Source organism: Streptomyces apricus, assembly GCF_008369065.1.
GTDB classification, from domain to species: domain Bacteria; phylum Actinomycetota; class Actinomycetes; order Streptomycetales; family Streptomycetaceae; genus Streptomyces; species Streptomyces apricus.
The window spans coordinates 330,530-347,263 of sequence record NZ_VDFC01000047.1 but is presented as its reverse complement, the minus strand read 5'-3'; the positions used below and the strand labels follow the sequence as shown (position 1 = coordinate 347,263).

Below are 16,734 nucleotides of genomic sequence, written 5' to 3'. Positions count from 1 at the left end.
CCGTACCACCCTTCGGTACGGGGCTGTCGCCCGCCTATCCTGGCCCCATGCTGACCCTCACCCAGACCCTCGTCGACCAGATCGTCGAGCACGCGCGCCGGGACCACCCCGACGAGGCGTGCGGCGTGATCGCGGGCCCGGCGGGCACCGGCCGCCCCGAGCGCTTCGTCCCCATGCTGAACGCGGCCATGTCGCCCACGTTCTACGAGTTCGACTCGGGGGACCTGCTCAAGCTGTACCGCGAGATGGACGACCGCGACGAGGAGCCGGTGGTCGTCTACCACTCCCACACCTCGACCGAGGCCTACCCCTCCCGCACGGACGTCTCCCTCGCGGGCGAGCCGAACGCCCACTACGTCCTCGTCTCCACGGCGGACACCGACGGGCTCGGCGACTTCCAGTTCCGCTCGTTCCGCATCGTCGACGGCGAGGTCACGGAGGAGGAGGTCACGGTGGTGGAGGCGTACTGACCCCGCCCCGTGGGCCGCATCCCACATTTCGGTCAGAATTCATCCACCATCCGAGATCACATTCCGGACCCCGGACGGGGAATCGATACGATGAGCCCATGGTTCTCCACGACGTGAGCGACAAGACGCCGGGCATGCTGCTCGTGGCGCGGCTGCACGTCGACCTGTGCAGGCTGCAGAGCGCCATCTGTCCGCGCTGACCCCTGCCGCCGTACGGCCGTGAGACACGGCTGCGCGGGGCCGCGACCGCAGTCCCCCGCTCCCCCCGCGCTGCCGCGCGCACCCAGATCTGACTCACCTTCCGACAGGAGCCCGCAACCATGGCCATCGAGGTCCGCATCCCCACCATCCTCCGCACCTACACCGACGGCCAGAAGGCGGTCGAGGGCGGCGGGGAGACCCTCGCCGAGCTCTTCAACGACCTCGAAAGCCGGCACGCGGGCATCCAGGCCCGCATCGTGGACGGCGGTGAACTGCGCCGCTTCGTGAACGTGTACCTGAACGACGAGGACGTCCGCTTCCTCGACGGCATCAACACCAAGCTCACCGACGGCGACAACGTCACCATCCTGCCGGCCGTGGCCGGCGGCATGGTCTGACCGGGCTGCCGGGCTCTGATCGCCGATGCGCTACGACTCCCCGCTGGCCGCGGTGGGCAACACCCCCCTGGTGCGCCTGCCGCGGCTCTCGCCGTCCGCCGACGTCCGCATCTGGGCGAAGCTGGAGGACCGCAACCCGACCGGCTCGGTCAAGGACCGCCCCGCGCTCCACATGATCGAACAGGCCGAGAAGGACGGCCGTCTCACCCCCGGCTGCACGATCCTCGAACCGACGTCCGGCAACACCGGCATCTCGCTCGCCATGGCCGCGAAGCTCAAGGGCTACCGCATGGTGTGCGTCATGCCCGAGAACACCTCGCAGGAGCGGCGTGACCTGCTCGGCATGTGGGGCGCCGAGATCATCCCCTCCCCGGCGGCGGGCGGCTCGAACACGGCGGTCCGCGTGGCGAAGGAGCTCTCCGCCGAGCACCCCGACTGGGTGATGCTCTACCAGTACGGCAACCCCGACAACGCGGGCGCGCACTACGCCACCACCGGTCCGGAGATCCTGGCCGACCTGCCCTCCATCACCCACTTCGTCGCCGGTCTCGGCACCACGGGGACGCTGATGGGCGTGGGCCGGTTCCTGCGCGAGCACAAGCCGGACGTGCGGATCGTCGCGGCCGAGCCGCGCTACGACGACCTCGTCTACGGCCTGCGCAACCTGGACGAGGGCTTCGTCCCCGAGCTCTACGACGCCTCCGTGCTGACCACCCGCTTCTCGGTCGGCTCGGCCGACGCCGTGACACGCACGCGGGAGCTGCTCCAGCAGGAGGGGATCTTCGCCGGGGTCTCCACCGGCGCCGCGCTGCACGCGGCGATCGGCGTCGGCCGCAAGGCCGTGTCCGCGGGCGAGCCCGCCGACATCGTCTTCGTCGTGGCCGACGGGGGCTGGAAGTACCTGTCGACGGGTGTGTACACGGCACGGACGACGGAAGAAGCGATCGAAACACTGCAGGGCCAGCTCTGGGCGTAGCCGGCCCTGCCCCCTGGGGGCTGCGCCCCCAGACCCCCCTGTCGCGCTGCGCGCTCCTGCGCAGTTCCCCGCGCCCCTAGGCACCTAGGGGCGCGGGGAACGCCCGTGCCCGCGGGGCCCGCAGGCCCCCGAACCGGTGACACCGCAGGTGAGTTCCCCCACAACAGCCCTCGACGGAGGAGCGACCCGCGCTTTCGCGCCTTACGCTCGACGGACCGTACGACCCCCGTCACGTTCCCGTCACGACCCCCGTCTCACTCCCCGCCAGCGGAGGTTTCTGCTCTATGAAGCTCACCGTCGTCGGCTGCTCGGGGTCGTTCCCGTCCGCGGAATCGGCCTGTTCGAGCTACCTCGTCGAGGCCGACGGCTTCCGGCTGCTCCTCGACATGGGCAATGGCGCCCTGGGCGAGCTGCAGCGCCACTGCGGTCTCTACGACCTCGATGCGATCTTCCTCAGCCATCTGCACGCCGACCACTGCATCGACATGTGCGCGTACTTCGTCGCGCGCTACTACCGCCACGACGGCGGCCGCTGCGACCCGATCCCCGTCTACGGACCCGAGGGCACGGAGCAGCGCCTGACCACCGCGTACGCGGACACCCCCTCCGCCTCCTCGATGAGCGAGGTCTTCGACTTCCACACGGTCAAGCCGGCCTCGTTCGAGATCGGGCCCTTCTCGGTGCACACGGAGAAGGTCAGCCATCCCGTGGAGGCGTACGGCATCCGTGTGGAGCACGGCGGGCGGTCGCTGACGTACTCCGGGGACACGGGCGTGTGCGGCACGCTCGACGAACTGGCCCGCGACACGGACCTGTTCCTCTGCGAGGCCGCGTTCACGCACGGCAAGGAGGACATCCCGGACCTCCACCTCAACGGCCGCGAGGCCGGCGAGACCGCGGCCCGCGCCGGCGCCCGCCGCCTGGTCCTCACCCACATCCCCCCGTGGACGGACCCACAGGCCAACCTGGCACACGCCCGCGAGGCGTTCACCGGCCCGGTGGAACTGGCGACGCCGCGTACGACGTACGAGATCTGAGTTCGCGGGCGCGGCAGGCGACTTCGCCCCGGAACGCGGAATTCCCCGGCCGCCGGGCAGGCGGTCCGGGGAATTCCGAACGGTCGGGAGGGGCCGGGGCTACTTGGCCTCGGCCTTCTGCAGCTCGGCGAGCTCCTCGTCCGACTCACGGCCCGGGGTGGGCAGGTTGAACTTGGTGATCGCGAAGCGGAAGACCACGTAGTAGACCACCGCGAAGCACAGACCCACCAGGACGAGGCCCCACGGGTTGGTCGCGATGCCCAGGTTGAGGCCGAAGTCGACCGCGCCGGCCGAGAAGCCGAAACCGTCCTTCATGCCGAGCGCCCAGGTCAGCGCCATGGAGACACCGGTGAGGACCGCGTGGATCCCGTACAGGACCGGCGCGATGAACATGAAGGTGAACTCGATGGGCTCGGTCACGCCCGTGACGAACGAGGTCAGCGCCAGGGAGAACATCATGCCGCCGACGACCTTGCGGCGCTCCGGGCGGGCGCAGTGGACGATCGCGAGACAGGCGGCGGGCAGCGCGAACATCATGATCGGGAAGAAGCCGGTCATGAACTGCCCGGCGGTCGGGTCGCCGGCCAGGAAGCGCGAGATGTCGCCGCTCTTGCCCTCGTACTCACCGGCCTGGAACCAGGGGAAGGAGTTCAGCAGGTGGTGCATGCCGATCGGGATCAGCGCGCGGTTGGCGACACCGAAGATGCCGGCGCCGACGGCACCCGAACCGACCAGCCACTCACCGAAGTTGTGCAGACCCGTGCCGAGGACCGGCCAGATGTAGCCGAAGACGATGCCGAGGACCAGGCCCGCGAAGGCGGACAGGATCGGGACCAGACGGCGGCCGCTGAAGAAGCCCGCCCAGTCGGGCAGCTTGGTGCGGTGGAAGCGCTGGTAGAGCAGGGCCACCACGATGCCCATGACCACACCGCCGAGGACCTTGGCGTCCACCGGCGCGTCGACCATGACGACCTTGCCGTCGACGGCCTTGGCGACCTGCGGCAGGTTCTTGTCGGTGAACGTGGCCAGCACGTTCTTGAAGACCAGGTAGCCCGTGACCGCCGCGAGGGCCGTGGAGCCGTCCGACTTCTTCGCGAAGCCGATCGCGATGCCCACCGCGAACAGCAGCGCCATGTTGTCGAGGATCGCGTTGCCGCCCGCCGCCATGAAGCCGGCGATCTTGGTTATGAAGGCCGGGAACGACTCGCGGCCCAGCATGTCGGTGTTGCCGAGGCGCACCAGGAGTGCGGCCGCGGGCAGGACGGCGACGGGGAGCATGAGGCTGCGGCCGATGCGCTGCAAGACAGCCATCGCGCCGGGGCCCTTTTTCTTCGCAGCCTCGGGGGCGGCGCTGGCCGTGGACACAACTTCCTCCTGGGTGTCCCCGGCCGGAGGCGGCCGGGGGAGGGCGAAGCGCCGCCTGGGGACAGGCAAGAGGGAGACGGCGGCGTCTTCGGGGGAACGCGGCCAACGACCGCGTGGTCTACACCACTGAGTGGTGTAGACCTGTTGTAGCACGGTGAAGGTGAGATAAGGAACCCGCGAATTTTGTGGCCTCGGTTACGGCGCTACGCCTTGGTGACGTCCTCCACCTCGTCCTCCGGTTCGCGGCCCGGGGTGCGCAGGTCGAACTTCGTGATCGCGAAGCGGAACACCGCGTAGTAGACCACCGCGAAGCACAGGCCGATCGGGATGATCGCCCAGGGTCTCGTGGCGAGGTTCCAGTTGATGACGTAGTCGATCAGACCGGCCGAGAAGCTGAAGCCGTCGTGCACGCCCAGACCCCACGTCACCGCCATCGAGACGCCGGTCAGCACCGCGTGCACCGCGTACAGCGCCGGCGCGATGAACACGAACGAGTACTCGATCGGCTCCGTGATGCCCGTGACGAACGACGTCAGCGCGATCGACAGCATCAGCCCCCCGATCTCCTTGCGGCGGTGCGGCTTCGCGCAGTGCGTCATCGCCAGGCACGCCGCCGGCAGCGCGAACATCATGATGGGGAAGAATCCGGACGTGAACTGCCCGGCATCCGGATCGCCGGCCAGGAACATGTTGATGTCACCGTGCACGACCGACCCGTCCGGCTTGGTGAAGCTGCCGAACTGGAACCAGATGGGCACGTTCAGGAACTGGTGCAGCCCGATCACCAGCAGCGCCCGGTTGGCGATGCCGAACACCCCGGCGCCCCACGCGCCCAGGCTCACCAGCCAGTCGCTGAAGTCCTCCAGGCCCCGGCCGATCGGCGGCCACACCCACAGGCACAGCGCCGCGAACGCGATCGCCACGAACGCCATGATGATCGGCACCAGCCGGCGCCCGTTGAAGAAGCCCAGCCAGTCCACGAGCCTCGTGCGGTGGTACCGCTGCCAGAGCCACGCCGCCAGCAGACCGATCACGATGCCGCCGAAGACACCCGGATTCTGGTACGTGAAGGCCGCAACCGTCCCGTCCTGCGCCTGGCAGCCCGTCGCCACCGCCTTGGCCCCGTCCGCGCAGTCCTGCGGGAACTGCCGCAGCACGTTGTAGTAGACGAGGAAACCCGCCACCGCGGCCAGCGCCGTCGAACCGTCCGCCTTCTTCGCCATCCCGATGGCCACACCGACGCAGAACAGCAGCGGCAGGCCGAGCGAACCGTCGAGCAGCGCGCTGCCCGCCCCCGCCATCACCTTCGAGACGTTCGTCCAGCCCAGTCCGTCCGCCCCGAACACGTCCGGCTGCCCCAGCCGGTTGAGGATGCCCGCCGCCGGCAGCACCGCGATGGGCAGCTGGAGGCTGCGGCCCATCTTCTGCAGGCCCTGGAACAGGTCGCTCCAACGGGAGCGCACGGGCGCGGCCGCACTGTCGGTACTCATGGGCTCTCCTCCTGCGTCCCTGCGGCGCCCCCGCGCCCGGGAACCGGGCGGGTTTGGCGGCCGTCGAAAACTGGTGTAGACCAGTCGGCGAACGGTTTGCGGACGGATGGCACCGCCGTGATCGCCATCCTTGGGCAGGGGGGACGCAACCGCTCGCGAAGATGGGCCAACTGTGGGTTACTGCGACAAAGCGCTGCGACAAAGCGGTTCGGATCAGGGAGTAGGACATGGCCACCAAGGCTGAGAAGATCGTCGCCGGGCTCGGCGGCATCGAGAACATCGAAGAGGTCGAGGGCTGCATCACCCGGCTGCGCACCGAGGTCCTCGACCCGAGCAAGGTCGACGAAGCCGCCCTGAAGGCCGCCGGCGCCCACGGCGTCGTGAAGATGGGCACGGCCATCCAGGTCGTCATCGGCACCGACGCGGACCCGATCGCCGCCGACATCGAAGACATGATGTAGGCACCGCAGCCTCACCCCCGAGGGGCCGCTTCCGACGACCGGGGCGGCCCCTCGGCCGTGAACGACTAGGCTCCTCGCCATGTCTCGCATCGACGGCCGCACGCCCGAACAACTCCGCCCGGTCACCATCGAACGCGGCTGGAGCAAGCACGCCGAGGGCTCCGTCCTCGTCTCCTTCGGTGACACGAAGGTCCTCTGCACCGCCTCCGTCACCGAAGGCGTCCCGCGCTGGCGCAAGGGCAGCGGCGAGGGCTGGGTGACCGCCGAGTACTCCATGCTCCCGCGCGCCACCAACACCCGCGGCGACCGCGAATCCGTCCGCGGCAAGATCGGCGGCCGCACCCACGAGATCAGCCGGCTCATCGGCCGCTCCCTGCGCGCCGTCATCGACTACAAGGCCCTCGGCGAGAACACCATCGTCCTGGACTGCGACGTCCTCCAGGCCGACGGAGGCACCCGCACCGCCGCCATCACCGGCGCGTACGTCGCCCTCGCCGACGCCGTCACCTGGGCCCAGGGCAAGAAGATCGTCAAGGCCAACCGGCAGCCCCTCACCGGAACCGTCGGCGCCGTCTCCGTCGGCATCGTCGGCGGCGTCCCCCTCCTCGACCTCTGCTACGAGGAGGACGTCCGCGCCGACACCGACATGAACGTCGTCTGCACCGGCGACGGCCGCTTCGTCGAGGTCCAGGGCACCGCCGAGGCCGAGCCCTTCGCCCGCGACGAGCTCAACTCCCTCCTCGACCTCGCCGTCCTCGGCTGCGCCGAACTCGCCACCGCCCAGCGCGCGGCACTTGATACGGTCCTCGAAAGGTAAAGGACGTACCAAGACGGCCGGATGTCGCGGGCAACCACGGCACCGGCCGTCGCGTCCCTACAGGTGAGGGCGCACGGCACACCGGCCGCGCCGCCCGGTCACCACCACACGGGGCCCTGAGGCCTACGCAACGGGCCCTCGGGGCCTGACCCAACGGGAGGACCGTTCCATGGCCGCGAGCCGCCGACCCCGCCGTCTCACCGCCGTCGCCGCGGCCGTGGCCGCCGTCGCACTGACCGCCGGACTGACCACCGGCTGCGACGCCGTCGACAAGGCCCTGGACTGCGTCCAGACCGCCGACACGATCGCCGACAGCGTCACCGACCTCCAGCAGGCCGTCGAGAACGCCGGCGACGACCCGACCAAGGCGGACGACGCACTCGACTCGATCGACAAGAACCTCGACAGCATCGGCGACAAGACCGACAACGCCGACGTCGGCAAGGCCGTGGACGACCTCCAGGCGGCCGTCACCAACGTCCGCGACTCCATCAACGACGGCGACGCGACGCCCGACATCAGCCCCGTCACCGACGCGGCCGGCGAACTCACCAAGGTCTGCACGCCCTGACCGGCGGCGGCACCGCCCGCCCCGGCTGGCTAGGGTGAGCGGCATGAGCCGCCTGATCCTCGCCACGCGCAACCCCGGAAAGATCACCGAGCTGAGGGCGATCCTCGCCGATGCAGGTCTGCAGCACGACCTCGTCGGCGCGGACGCCTACCCGGAGATCCCCGACGTCAAGGAAACCGGCGTCACCTTCGCCGAGAACGCCCTGCTCAAGGCCCACGCCCTCGCCCGGGCCACCGGCCTCCCGGCCGTCGCCGACGACTCCGGCCTCTGCGTCGACGTCCTCGGCGGCGCCCCCGGCATCTTCTCCGCCCGCTGGTCCGGCACCCACGGCGACGACCGGGCCAACCTCGCCCTCCTCCTCGCCCAGCTCGGCGACATCGCCGACGGGCACCGGGCCGCCCACTTCGCCTGCGCCGCCGCCCTCGCCCTGCCCGACGGCACCGAGCGCGTCGTGGAGGGCCGGCTGCGGGGCACCCTGCGCCACGAGCCCGCCGGCTCCCACGGCTTCGGCTACGACCCGATCCTCCAGCCCGACGGCGAGACCCGCACCTGCGCCGAACTCACCCCCGACGAGAAGAACGCGATCAGCCACCGCGGCAAGGCGTTCCGCGAACTGGTACCGGTGGTGAAGGAGTTGCTGGGCTGAACCCAGGCCCTCTCGGGGAGTCGTGAGCGTTACCGCACCTCCCCGTACGGGCGCATCGTCACCCGGGCGTCCAGGCCTATTCGGTTCGCGCCCGCCGGTGACGGGAGCCGCAGCACCCTGTCGAGCACGGGTCCCAGCGGCCCGCAGCCCGAAGTGCGCGGAGCCGCGAAGCGGTTGTCCTCGACCCCGAAGGTGACGACGAGCGGATCCGGTGTGACGACCTCCGGCGGATCCGTCTCCAGCAGCACCAGGTGGACCGGGTCCGCGGCGCTGCCTATGGAACAACCGGGCGGCAGCCCGGGCCCGCTCAGCCCGAACGTCAGGTCCAGCTCGCCGCGCCGCTCGTTGTCGGACCGGAAGTCGGAGTACCCGCCGTACCGGGGCGTGACCGACAGCGGTGTCCCCGGAACCCGCAGGGGAGGGGCGGCCATCGCGCCGAACACCTGACGGAACTCGCCGTCGTCCGTGCCCTCCGCGAAGGTGATCGCCAGCGGCTCGTCGACGGGTACCTCGGCCCGGCCGAGGCGCAGATGCCCGACGGCGGTCATCGCCTCGCACCGCCAGTTCGCTGGATCGGCGTCCTCGGGCAGCTCGGAGAGGGCGGGACAGTCCTGGAAGCCGCGGTTCTGCGCACCACCGGCACGGGAGCCTGCTCCTGCCTGCGCGGAACCGGTTGCCGCCGCGCCCAGGCCTGCGGCGAGGAGGGCGACGGACAGCGCCATGGCGAGGCGTCGAGCGGGACGACCGGCATGTGACATGAAGACCCCCTGGTGATCGACGACCGGGTTGAGCGGGAGGCTCCCGCCTGCCTCAACGATCGCAGACATTTCTCTGCATGGAAAGATCTGCAGAGAAAAATCTGCAGAGTTTCGGCTGTGCGGGCCGGTAGGGTCTCCGTATGAGCGACGCAGGCGAGCCGGAATCTGAGCCCGACCAGCCCGACCAGCCCGACCGACCGGACCAGGCCGCTCCGCGCGGCGGGCAGCGGCGCACGGTCGGCGACCCGGCGGCTCTCAAGGCCCTCGCCCACCCGCTGCGGCTGAAGATCCTCCGCCACCTCGGCGTCTCCGGCCCGGCGACCTCCACCACCCTCGCCGCCGCGCTCGGGGAGAACACCGGCACCCTCAGCTACCACCTGCGCCGCCTGGAGAGCGGGGGCTTCATCGAGGACGTACCGGAACGGCCCAACAGCCGTGAGCGCTGGTGGCGGGCGGTGCGCGGACTGGACGTACGCAGACCGGCGCAGGAGGAGATGACCGAGGGGGAGCGGACGGTCGCTGGAGCGCTGGACCGGATGCGGCTCGACGAGGACATCGAGCTGGCCAGGCGGTTCGCGGAGCAGCAGGCGGAGTCGGAGGGCTGGATGCGCGGTTCACGCAGCCTCAGCCACCTCACGAAGGAAGAGGTGACCGCGTTCCACGACGCCTACCTGGACCTCCTGGCCCGCTTCGCCCGCGGCCCGGAGGACGCCCCACCCGACGCAAAGCCGATCCTGCTCCGATGGTTCGCGCTGCCGGTCGAGTGAGGTCACCGGGGCGCGCCTGCTGGGGCTGATCCGAGGTCTCGGTGCGACGAAGGCTCAGTTCACGGGAGGTGAACTGAGCCTTCTTCCGCGGTGCGCCCGATCGGATTCGAACCGACAAACACGACCACCTAAAGATCGCCGCTCAGCCGTTGGCGTACAGGCGCAGGGACCGTGTCCACTCTACTGGCAGGGGCCCGCTGCTGGGGAGGGGAGGCCGATCTGTGTGTCGTCGGCCCCCTCGGCACCAGGTACTGGTGATCGCGTGGCAATTGGGGCACAGCAACCGCAGGTTTTCGGGACGGTTGTCGCTCCAGTCCCCGTTGATGTGATCGACCTCCAGCACCATCGGCCTGCCGCGCCATTCCGGCGCGGTGCCGCAGCGAGCGCACCGATCGGGCACACCGATCTCGTGCAGAGCCCGACGCAACCGAGCTGTCTTCGTCCGCCGTTCGCCGTTGTGTTTGATCAACAGGTCCTTCGGCTTCTTCAAAGGCGTCGGTCCGGGCTCTCCGCGCCGATGACCCTGGCCCAGGAAATGGGAGGTATCAATTCCGTACTTCGCGGTCAATTCCGGGAACAGCGCGCGCAGGCGTGTGTTGTCCGGGCGCTGCAGCAGACGAAGGGTGCCGGCTGTCGAAGTCGATTCGGCGATGGCGCGCCGCAGCTCCTCTTCGCTCGGCAAGGCCCTGGGGCCGGGGCGGCCCCTGCTGGAGAAGTGTGAGATGTCGATGCCGAAGTACGCGAAACGCTTGTACAGGTGACGCCGGAGATTGGCGTACGGCCGAGTGCCGAAAAAGTCCATGACCTCGTCGATGCTCGAACATTCTCCGGCGGCACGAACCAACTGCTCGTGGGTGTACCGGGTGCCACGGCTCATGAATGGGGGCTCCGCTGCCGTTTCTTCCCGCGGCCTCGGTAGGTGTCGGTGGTGGAATGGCAGTTGGGGCACAGCAGGCGAAGGTTCTCGATCCAGTTGTCACGCCAGTTGCCGTCGATGTGGTCGACTTCGAGTGGCAGAGGTTCCCCGAGCCAGACCGCCTCGATCCCGCACATGGCACAGGCCTCCTTCATGCCTTGACCCAGCATGGCCCGCTTCAGCCGAGCGCTCTGCTCGCGACGAGGGTGGGCCGGATCCTGCTCGACGAGCAGATCCTCGGCGGTACGCCGTCGCCTGCCCGTGCGGACCTCCGGGACGAAGTGTGAGGTGTCGATGCCCAGCGCCTTGACCCTGCGGCTGATGTGGGTGTGATGTCCGCCGACGACGTCGAGCCCGAGACGGCGCAGTACTTCGCACATGTTCGTCGAGGCGGAGACCGCGACTTCGAGGACCTCCCTGGTCCACCGCACCCCTTCACGTTCGAAGTGGGCGGTGTCCACACCCCATCTCCTCATCCGCGTGTGCACATACCGCCGCGTCGGACTTTTCGGATCCACCCCCAGCTTCCCCAGCGCCTCCGACAGCGTCCGTGACGAACTCGCCGCCTCTTGCAGCCGTTCCCTGGTGTACGGGCTCACCGGCATGGCCCCCTCCGTTCCGGCCGCGTGTTCGCTGCCTCGTACGGAGTAACGAACCGGTTGTCGGATGGGTGCGTCCGGAATGCGGAACGGCCCGCACCGTTTTCGCGGGGCGGGCCGGAGCCGGAACCGAAGGAACTGAAGGAACTGAAGAGCAGGAGAGGTCGGGGTCAGACGCCCAGGTCCTTGATGATCTTTGCTACGTGGCCCGTCGCGCGGACGTTGTACAAGGCCCGTTCGACCTTGCCCTCCTCGTCCACCACGATCGTCGAGCGGATCACGCCCATGTACGTCTTGCCGTAGTTCTTCTTCTCGCCGAAGGCGCCGTACGCGTCCAGGACCTTCTTGTCCGGGTCGCCGACCAGCGTGACCTTCAGGTTCTCCTTCTCGCGGAACTTGGCGAGTTTCGCCGGCTCGTCGGGGGAGACTCCGATGACGTCGTAACCGGCGCCCGTCAGCAGGTCCAGGTTGTCGGTGAAGTCGCAGGCCTGCTTGGTGCAGCCTGGAGTCAGGGCCGCGGGGTAGAAGTAGACGATGACCTTGCGGCCCTTGTGGTCGGCAAGGGACACCTCGTTGCCGTCGGCGTCGGGCAGGGTGAAGGCGGGGGCGGTGTCGCCGGGCTGGAGTCGCTCGCTCATCCGGGTTCGGTCTCCTTGCGGGGTGGTGGATACGGAAGCGAGCCTAATGGGGGTGCCGAGCGGTGACCGGCGGGTGAAGCTGACAGACTGTCGACCGGAGACACGGCCGACAGGAACAGGCCAAGGAAAAGCAACGACCACGACCACGGAGGCAGCGCGTGTCTGACACGTCGAGCACGCCGGACACCAGGACTCCGGCGCAGATCGAGGCGGACATCAAACGCCGTCGCGAAACCCTCGCCGAGACGCTCGACGAGATCGGTGTGCGGGTGCACCCGAAGACCATCGTCGGGGACGCCAAGGCCAAGGTGGCGTCGAGCGTCGACCACACCCTCGGACGTGCCTACGTCGGCGTGAACCGCGTCGTCGACGATGTGAAGGCCCAGTTCGTCACGGAGGACGGGCAGCCGCGGCTGGAGCGCATCGTGCCCGTGGCGCTCGTGGTGGTCGGCGTCGTCGGACTGCTCACCTTCGGCACCAGGCGCCGCGGGCGCTGAGACCGACCCGGGCCCACTCGTACCCATGCGTCCCACGCGTACCCCACCTGCGTACGAGTGGCCCGGAGGCAGGTAGGTTCGGATCGTGAGCGCCAAGAGCAATGAGCACAGCAGCCATGACGACAAGCTGCCCATCCGGATGCTGCACGACCGTGTGCTCGTGCGGCAGGACGCCACCGAGGGTGAACGCCGTTCCGGTGGCGGCATCCTGATCCCCGCGACCGCCGCGGTGGGCCGCCGGCTCGCGTGGGCCGACGTCGTCGCGGTGGGGCAGAACGTGCGGACGGTGGAGCCGGGCGACCGGGTGCTGTACGACCCGGAGGACCGTGCCGAGGTGGAGGTGCGCGGCACCGCGTACGTGCTGATGCGCGAGCGGGACCTGCACGCCGTCGCCGCGGACCGGTTCGAGGGGTCCGAGGACTCCACGGGGCTCTATCTCTAGCTCGTCCAGCTTCCTTTCCGGAACCTGCCGAAGGGGCCGGTGGCCTTTGTCACCGGTCCCTTTTCGCTGCCCGGCCGCTGCCGCTTGCTACCGTGGGAAGCGACCCGACGAGACGCGCCGTACCGGGACAGTCCTCCGAGGACGACAGGCAAAGACGACGCACCCCTGTTGATTCCTTCACGGAGGTGCCTGATGGCCTGGGTCCTGCTCGTCGTCGCCGGTCTGCTCGAAGTCGGCTGGTCGGTCGGCATGAAGTACACCGAGGGGTTCACGCGGCTCGTGCCCAGCCTCTTCACCGGGGCCGGCATCGTCGCCAGCATGCTGCTGCTCTCGTACGCGGCGAAGTCGCTGCCCATCGGCACCGCGTACGGGGTCTGGGTGGGCATCGGCGCGGCCGGGGCGGCGGTCTACGGCATGGCGGTGCTCGGTGAGCCGGCGACCGCCGCCCGGATCTTCTTCGTCTGTCTGCTGCTGGTGGCCGTCATCGGGCTGAAGGCGACCTCCGGTCATTAGCCACCAGGCACTGGGCACCGGCCACCGGCAGCGGACAGGTACGGGGTCCTACGGGAGGCCGAACGTCGTTCCGTTCGAGCCGGTGCCGCCGTCCCCGGTCGTGCCGCCGTCCGTCGTCGTGCCGCCGTCCCCGGTGGTGCCGCCCGGGTCGCCCCCGGTGGTACCGCCGCCGGTGGTCGGCCCGCCGTCGCCCGTGGTGCCCCCGCCGGTGTCACCGCCGCCGGTGGGGGTGCCGCCGCCGGTCGTCGGGCCGCCGTCCCCGGTGGTGCCCCCGCCGGTGTCGCCGCCCGTGGTGCCGCCGTTGTCCTGGCCCTCGGTGGCCGGGGTCTCCTCGCCGCCGGTGGTCGTGCCGCCGTCGCCGGTGGTGCCCCCGTCGGTGCCGGTCGTCGCGTCCTCGTCGGAGTCCGGCGGCGGCAGCTCCTGCTCCCCGGCGCCCTCCTGGAGGTCCAGGTCGAAGTCCTGGACCTTCACGCCCTTCAGCGCGGCCTTCGTGTACTGGGCCCAGATCTGCGCCGGGTAGCCGCCGCCGTTGATACGCGCCTGCCCGAGCGCCCCGTACAGCGACTTGTGCTCGCCCGTGTCGGGGTCCTGGCCCATCACGGCGACGACGGTGGCGAGGTTCGGGGTGTAACCGGCGAACCAGGCCGCCTTGTCCTCCTCCGCGGTACCGGTCTTGCCCGCCACGGGGCGCCCGGCGGCCTGCGCGGCCGTTCCGGTGCCGCCCTCGACGACGCTCTGCAGGACGGAGGTCGTCGTGTCGGCGGCCTCCCGGCTGACGGCCTGCTTCGTCTTCGCCGCGGGCAGCTCCACGTCCCGCGAGCCGTCCTTGGTGATCTTCTCGATCATCGTGTACGTGCCGTGCTTGCCGTGGTTGGCGAGCGTCGCGTACGCCTCCGTCATGTCGAGGACGCTGGCGGTGGCCGTGCCCAGCGCGATGGACGGGGACGGGTTCAGGTCGGGGGTGTCGGCCGGGACGCCGAGGGCGACGGCCGTCTTCTCGACCTTCGCGGAGCCGACGTCCACCGCCATCTGCGCGTACACCGAGTTCACGGACTTGTCGGTGGCGGTGCGGACCGGGATCTGGCCGTAGGAGACCTGGTCCTCGTTCTCCGGGGCGTACCGGCCGCCGTCCCAGCCCTGCACGGGGCGCTGGTTGGTGCCGTCGTAGACGGTGTTCGGGGTGATCGGGCGGCCGTCCTGGGTGACCGAGTCGTTCTGCACCGCCGCGGTGAGCACGAACGGCTTGAAGATGGAGCCGACCTGGTAGTCCCGGCGCGTGGCGTTGTTGTAGTACTGCTTCGTGTAGTCGATGCCGCCGTACATCGCGACGACCTTGCCGGTCTTCGGGTCGATGGAGGCGCCGCCCGCGCGGACGTAGGTGTCGACCTTGCGGTTCTTCTTGTCGAGCTCGTCCATCACCTGGTCGTCGACGGCCTTCACGAAGGCGTCCTGCTTCGGCTTCTGCAGGGTGGTCGTGATGCGGTAGCCGCCCGCGTTCAGGGCGTCCTCGGTGAGGATGTCGTGGTCGGCGAGGTAGTCGTTGACGGCCTTGACGATGTAGCCGCGCTGGCCCGACATGCCGGCCGCGATGACCGTCTCCTTGGGCGAGGGGAACTCGATGCCGGAGCGCTCGGAGTTGGTGATCCAGTCCTTCTTGACCATGCCGTCGAGGACGTAGTTCCAGCGGGACAGCGCCGCGGGCTTGTTCTCGGGGTGGGCGATCACGTCGTACTCGCTGGGCGCGTTGAGGAGCGCCGCCAGGTAGGCGCCCTGGCCCGCCGTCAGGTCCTTGGCGTCGACGCCGTAGTAGGCCTGGGCGGCCGCCTGGATGCCGTACGCGTTGCGGCCGAAGTAGCTGGTGTTCAGGTAGCCCTCAAGGATGTCGTCCTTGCTCTTCTCGCGGTCCAGCTTGATCGAGATGAAGAACTCCTTCACCTTGCGCGTGACCGTCTGCTCCTGCGCCAGGTAGTAGTTCTTCACGTACTGCTGGGTGATCGTCGAGCCGGACTGCTTGCCCTTGCCGGTGGCGGTGTTCCAGCCGGCGCGGATCATCGCCTTGGGGTCGACCGCGGACTCGGTGTAGAAGTCGCGGTCCTCGGCGGCGAGCACGGCGTGCTGGGCCTTCTTGGAGATCAGCGACAGGTCCACGTTCTCGCGGTTGACCTCGCCGTCGCGGGCGAGCTGGCTGCCGTCCGCGTACAGGTAGACGTTGCTCTGCTTGACCGCGGTCGCGTTCGCGGGCGGGATCTTCACCAGGTAGTAGCCGAGCGCGAACAGGCCTACGAGCAGGAGTATCCCGACGACGAAGGTGCCGAGCACCATCCGCCAGGTCGGGAGGAGACGCCTCCAGCCGGTGCGCTTGGGACGCTTGCGCTTCTTTCCGGCGCCGGTGCCGGTGTCTGTGACCGTGCCGATGTCGGTGCCGGGGCCGGTGCCGGTGGTGTCCGGGGCCTCGCCGGGCGCGGCGGCGTCACGGGACGCGAACGCCGCGCCCGCGCTTGTGCCTGCGCCCGCGTGCGTGCCCGGGGTGCCGGGGGCAGCGGTGGGGCCGTTCGCCGCCCTTGCGGCTCTGGCTGCCCGCGCCGCCCTCGCGGCGCTCGGCGATCCTGGCGTGGCTGCGGCGGCGGGGCCGCCCGGCGTGCCTGCGCCCGCGCCTGCGGCCGCGGCCGCAGGCGCGCCCGTGGCGTTCGCCCTGCCGGGAGCGCCCGGCGTTCCTGACGAGGCTTGAGCCTTCTTGCCGGCGCCAGCGCCGGTTCCGGTGCCGGTGCCGATGCCGATGCCAGGCTTCCCTGCATCCTGAGCGCCCCGGGCGCCCGCGGCCTCGCGGGTGCCCCGGCCTTCCCCGGCGGCTCCGGACTCCTCAGCAGGGCCGGGCTTCGCCGCGGACCCGGGCCTGGCCGCGGGCCCGGAACTCTCGGCGGGCCCGGAGCCCTTGGCCGCCCGGGGGCCACCGTCAGCCCCGGAATCCCTGGCGGCTGCGGGATCTCCGGCGGCTCCGGAACCCCTGGTGGTCCCGGAGCCACCGGCAGTTGCAGAACCACCGTCGGCCCTGGAGCCCTTGGCGGTTCCAGAGCCGCCATCGATCCTGGAGCCCTCGGCGGGCCCGGAGCCGCCATCGGCCCCGGAGCCAGCGCTGGACCCGGAACCTCCGCCAGTCCCGGAACCTCCGTCG

Annotated in this window: 20 protein-coding genes, 1 tRNA gene and 1 riboswitch; of the genes, 13 read left to right on the top strand and 8 right to left on the bottom strand. The window is 70.0% G+C overall.

Features of this window, described 5'->3' with window-relative positions; all coding sequences use genetic code 11:
* Window positions 1–47: 47 nt before the first annotated feature.
* The 5 genes from FGF04_RS27985 (at window position 48) to FGF04_RS27970 (ending at window position 3,082) form a co-directional block, all read left to right on the top strand.
* Complete coding sequence (locus FGF04_RS27985; RefSeq protein ID WP_149514109.1) at window positions 48–470, top strand: Mov34/MPN/PAD-1 family protein; 423 nt, start codon at window positions 48–50, stop codon at window positions 468–470.
* Between the two features lie 98 nt (window positions 471–568).
* Window positions 569–670 carry a putative leader peptide gene (locus FGF04_RS41880; RefSeq protein ID WP_328596412.1) on the top strand — a complete coding sequence of 34 codons (102 nt, stop codon included), beginning with the start codon at window positions 569–571 and terminating at the stop codon, window positions 668–670.
* A 120-nt stretch (window positions 671–790) separates the two neighbouring features.
* Window positions 791–1,069: a MoaD/ThiS family protein gene (locus tag FGF04_RS27980; RefSeq protein ID WP_149514108.1), complete on the top strand. Its 279-nt coding sequence runs from the start codon at window positions 791–793 to the stop codon at window positions 1,067–1,069.
* A gap of 25 nt (window positions 1,070–1,094) precedes the next feature.
* Window positions 1,095–2,045 carry a PLP-dependent cysteine synthase family protein gene (locus FGF04_RS27975; protein ID WP_149514107.1) on the top strand — a complete coding sequence of 317 codons (951 nt, stop codon included), beginning with the start codon at window positions 1,095–1,097 and terminating at the stop codon, window positions 2,043–2,045.
* A 284-nt stretch (window positions 2,046–2,329) separates the two neighbouring features.
* Complete coding sequence (locus FGF04_RS27970) at window positions 2,330–3,082, top strand: MBL fold metallo-hydrolase (protein ID WP_149514106.1); 753 nt, start codon at window positions 2,330–2,332, stop codon at window positions 3,080–3,082.
* A gap of 99 nt (window positions 3,083–3,181) precedes the next feature.
* Here FGF04_RS27970 and FGF04_RS27965 read toward each other — a convergent pair whose 3' ends face one another.
* Window positions 3,182–4,447, bottom strand: a complete 1,266-nt coding sequence (locus FGF04_RS27965) for a PTS transporter subunit EIIC (protein WP_149514105.1) — start codon at window positions 4,445–4,447, stop codon at window positions 3,182–3,184.
* A 203-nt stretch (window positions 4,448–4,650) separates the two neighbouring features.
* Window positions 4,651–5,937 carry a PTS transporter subunit EIIC gene (locus FGF04_RS27960; RefSeq protein WP_149514104.1) on the bottom strand — a complete coding sequence of 429 codons (1,287 nt, stop codon included), beginning with the start codon at window positions 5,935–5,937 and terminating at the stop codon, window positions 4,651–4,653.
* A gap of 227 nt (window positions 5,938–6,164) precedes the next feature.
* Between FGF04_RS27960 and FGF04_RS27955 the strand changes: the two genes are divergently transcribed.
* The 4 genes from FGF04_RS27955 to rdgB all read left to right on the top strand — a co-directional run bounded on the left by FGF04_RS27955 (window position 6,165) and on the right by rdgB (window position 8,432).
* The gene (locus tag FGF04_RS27955; protein WP_105869475.1) at window positions 6,165–6,398 is read left to right on the top strand and encodes a glucose PTS transporter subunit EIIB; all 234 of its coding nucleotides are present in this window, start codon (window positions 6,165–6,167) and stop codon (window positions 6,396–6,398) included.
* Window positions 6,399–6,477: 79 nt separating this feature from the next.
* A complete protein-coding gene (gene rph / locus FGF04_RS27950; RefSeq protein ID WP_149514103.1) occupies window positions 6,478–7,215 on the top strand; it encodes a ribonuclease PH in 738 nt (245 codons plus the stop codon).
* Window positions 7,216–7,384: 169 nt separating this feature from the next.
* The gene (locus FGF04_RS27945) at window positions 7,385–7,786 is read left to right on the top strand and encodes a hypothetical protein (protein ID WP_149514102.1); all 402 of its coding nucleotides are present in this window, start codon (window positions 7,385–7,387) and stop codon (window positions 7,784–7,786) included.
* 43 nt (window positions 7,787–7,829) lie between these two features.
* Window positions 7,830–8,432, top strand: a complete 603-nt coding sequence (rdgB, locus tag FGF04_RS27940; RefSeq protein WP_149514101.1) for an RdgB/HAM1 family non-canonical purine NTP pyrophosphatase — start codon at window positions 7,830–7,832, stop codon at window positions 8,430–8,432.
* 29 nt (window positions 8,433–8,461) lie between these two features.
* On the opposite strand, the gene FGF04_RS27935 is transcribed toward rdgB, so the two are convergent.
* Window positions 8,462–9,190, bottom strand: a complete 729-nt coding sequence (locus FGF04_RS27935) for a hypothetical protein (RefSeq protein ID WP_149514408.1) — start codon at window positions 9,188–9,190, stop codon at window positions 8,462–8,464.
* 140 nt (window positions 9,191–9,330) lie between these two features.
* Here FGF04_RS27935 and FGF04_RS27930 point away from each other — a divergent pair, with 140 nt between their 5' ends.
* Window positions 9,331–9,957, top strand: coding sequence for an ArsR/SmtB family transcription factor (locus FGF04_RS27930; RefSeq protein ID WP_149514100.1), 627 nt, complete (start codon window positions 9,331–9,333; stop codon window positions 9,955–9,957).
* Between the two features lie 91 nt (window positions 9,958–10,048).
* Here the strand turns inward: FGF04_RS27930 and FGF04_RS27925 are convergent.
* The 4 genes from FGF04_RS27925 to bcp all read right to left on the bottom strand — a co-directional run bounded on the left by FGF04_RS27925 (window position 10,049) and on the right by bcp (window position 12,110).
* Window positions 10,049–10,121: transfer RNA gene (locus FGF04_RS27925), tRNA-Leu, on the bottom strand.
* Window positions 10,100–10,834, bottom strand: a complete 735-nt coding sequence (locus FGF04_RS27920; protein ID WP_149514099.1) for an HNH endonuclease — start codon at window positions 10,832–10,834, stop codon at window positions 10,100–10,102. Before FGF04_RS27920 ends, FGF04_RS27925 begins: the two co-directional genes overlap by 22 nt.
* Window positions 10,831–11,478 (bottom strand): HNH endonuclease signature motif containing protein, encoded by a 648-nt coding sequence (locus tag FGF04_RS27915; RefSeq protein WP_149514098.1) that lies wholly within the window; start codon window positions 11,476–11,478, stop codon window positions 10,831–10,833. Before FGF04_RS27915 ends, FGF04_RS27920 begins: the two co-directional genes overlap by 4 nt.
* Window positions 11,479–11,642: 164 nt before the next feature.
* Window positions 11,643–12,110, bottom strand: a complete 468-nt coding sequence (gene bcp, locus FGF04_RS27910; RefSeq protein ID WP_149514097.1) for a thioredoxin-dependent thiol peroxidase — start codon at window positions 12,108–12,110, stop codon at window positions 11,643–11,645.
* A 158-nt stretch (window positions 12,111–12,268) separates the two neighbouring features.
* Here bcp and FGF04_RS27905 point away from each other — a divergent pair, with 158 nt between their 5' ends.
* The 3 genes from FGF04_RS27905 to sugE all read left to right on the top strand — a co-directional run bounded on the left by FGF04_RS27905 (window position 12,269) and on the right by sugE (window position 13,562).
* On the top strand, window positions 12,269–12,607 hold the full coding sequence (locus FGF04_RS27905) for a DUF3618 domain-containing protein (protein ID WP_149514096.1): 339 nt from the start codon (window positions 12,269–12,271) through the stop codon (window positions 12,605–12,607).
* Window positions 12,608–12,692: 85 nt separating this feature from the next.
* Window positions 12,693–13,049 carry a GroES family chaperonin gene (locus FGF04_RS27900; protein WP_149514095.1) on the top strand — a complete coding sequence of 119 codons (357 nt, stop codon included), beginning with the start codon at window positions 12,693–12,695 and terminating at the stop codon, window positions 13,047–13,049.
* A gap of 81 nt (window positions 13,050–13,130) precedes the next feature.
* A riboswitch (guanidine-III (ykkC-III) riboswitch) is annotated at window positions 13,131–13,213 on the top strand.
* A gap of 28 nt (window positions 13,214–13,241) precedes the next feature.
* On the top strand, window positions 13,242–13,562 hold the full coding sequence (sugE, locus tag FGF04_RS27895; RefSeq protein WP_149514094.1) for a quaternary ammonium compound efflux SMR transporter SugE: 321 nt from the start codon (window positions 13,242–13,244) through the stop codon (window positions 13,560–13,562).
* 48 nt (window positions 13,563–13,610) lie between these two features.
* On the opposite strand, the gene FGF04_RS27890 is transcribed toward sugE, so the two are convergent.
* The gene (locus tag FGF04_RS27890; RefSeq protein ID WP_188114263.1) at window positions 13,611–15,884 is read right to left on the bottom strand and encodes a transglycosylase domain-containing protein; all 2,274 of its coding nucleotides are present in this window, start codon (window positions 15,882–15,884) and stop codon (window positions 13,611–13,613) included.
* Window positions 15,885–16,734 lie beyond the last annotated feature (850 nt).

Bases quoted from the DNA above. Each gene is read 5' to 3' on its own strand.
- FGF04_RS27985 (WP_149514109.1), top strand. From the start codon at position 48: ATGCTGACCCTCACCCAGACCCTCGTCGACCAGATCGTCGAGCACGCG.
- FGF04_RS41880 (WP_328596412.1), top strand. From the start codon at position 569: ATGGTTCTCCACGACGTGAGCGACAAGACGCCGGGCATGCTGCTCGTG.
- FGF04_RS27980 (WP_149514108.1), top strand. From the start codon at position 791: ATGGCCATCGAGGTCCGCATCCCCACCATCCTCCGCACCTACACCGAC.
- FGF04_RS27975 (WP_149514107.1), top strand. From the start codon at position 1,095: ATGCGCTACGACTCCCCGCTGGCCGCGGTGGGCAACACCCCCCTGGTG.
- FGF04_RS27970 (WP_149514106.1), top strand. From the start codon at position 2,330: ATGAAGCTCACCGTCGTCGGCTGCTCGGGGTCGTTCCCGTCCGCGGAA.
- FGF04_RS27960 (WP_149514104.1), bottom strand. From the start codon at position 5,937: ATGAGTACCGACAGTGCGGCCGCGCCCGTGCGCTCCCGTTGGAGCGAC.
- FGF04_RS27955 (WP_105869475.1), top strand. From the start codon at position 6,165: ATGGCCACCAAGGCTGAGAAGATCGTCGCCGGGCTCGGCGGCATCGAG.
- rph (WP_149514103.1), top strand. From the start codon at position 6,478: ATGTCTCGCATCGACGGCCGCACGCCCGAACAACTCCGCCCGGTCACC.
- FGF04_RS27945 (WP_149514102.1), top strand. From the start codon at position 7,385: ATGGCCGCGAGCCGCCGACCCCGCCGTCTCACCGCCGTCGCCGCGGCC.
- rdgB (WP_149514101.1), top strand. From the start codon at position 7,830: ATGAGCCGCCTGATCCTCGCCACGCGCAACCCCGGAAAGATCACCGAG.
- FGF04_RS27935 (WP_149514408.1), bottom strand. From the start codon at position 9,190: ATGTCACATGCCGGTCGTCCCGCTCGACGCCTCGCCATGGCGCTGTCC.
- FGF04_RS27930 (WP_149514100.1), top strand. From the start codon at position 9,331: ATGAGCGACGCAGGCGAGCCGGAATCTGAGCCCGACCAGCCCGACCAG.
- FGF04_RS27920 (WP_149514099.1), bottom strand. From the start codon at position 10,834: ATGAGCCGTGGCACCCGGTACACCCACGAGCAGTTGGTTCGTGCCGCC.
- FGF04_RS27915 (WP_149514098.1), bottom strand. From the start codon at position 11,478: ATGCCGGTGAGCCCGTACACCAGGGAACGGCTGCAAGAGGCGGCGAGT.
- bcp (WP_149514097.1), bottom strand. From the start codon at position 12,110: ATGAGCGAGCGACTCCAGCCCGGCGACACCGCCCCCGCCTTCACCCTG.
- sugE (WP_149514094.1), top strand. From the start codon at position 13,242: ATGGCCTGGGTCCTGCTCGTCGTCGCCGGTCTGCTCGAAGTCGGCTGG.
- FGF04_RS27890 (WP_188114263.1), bottom strand. From the start codon at position 15,884: ATGGTGCTCGGCACCTTCGTCGTCGGGATACTCCTGCTCGTAGGCCTG.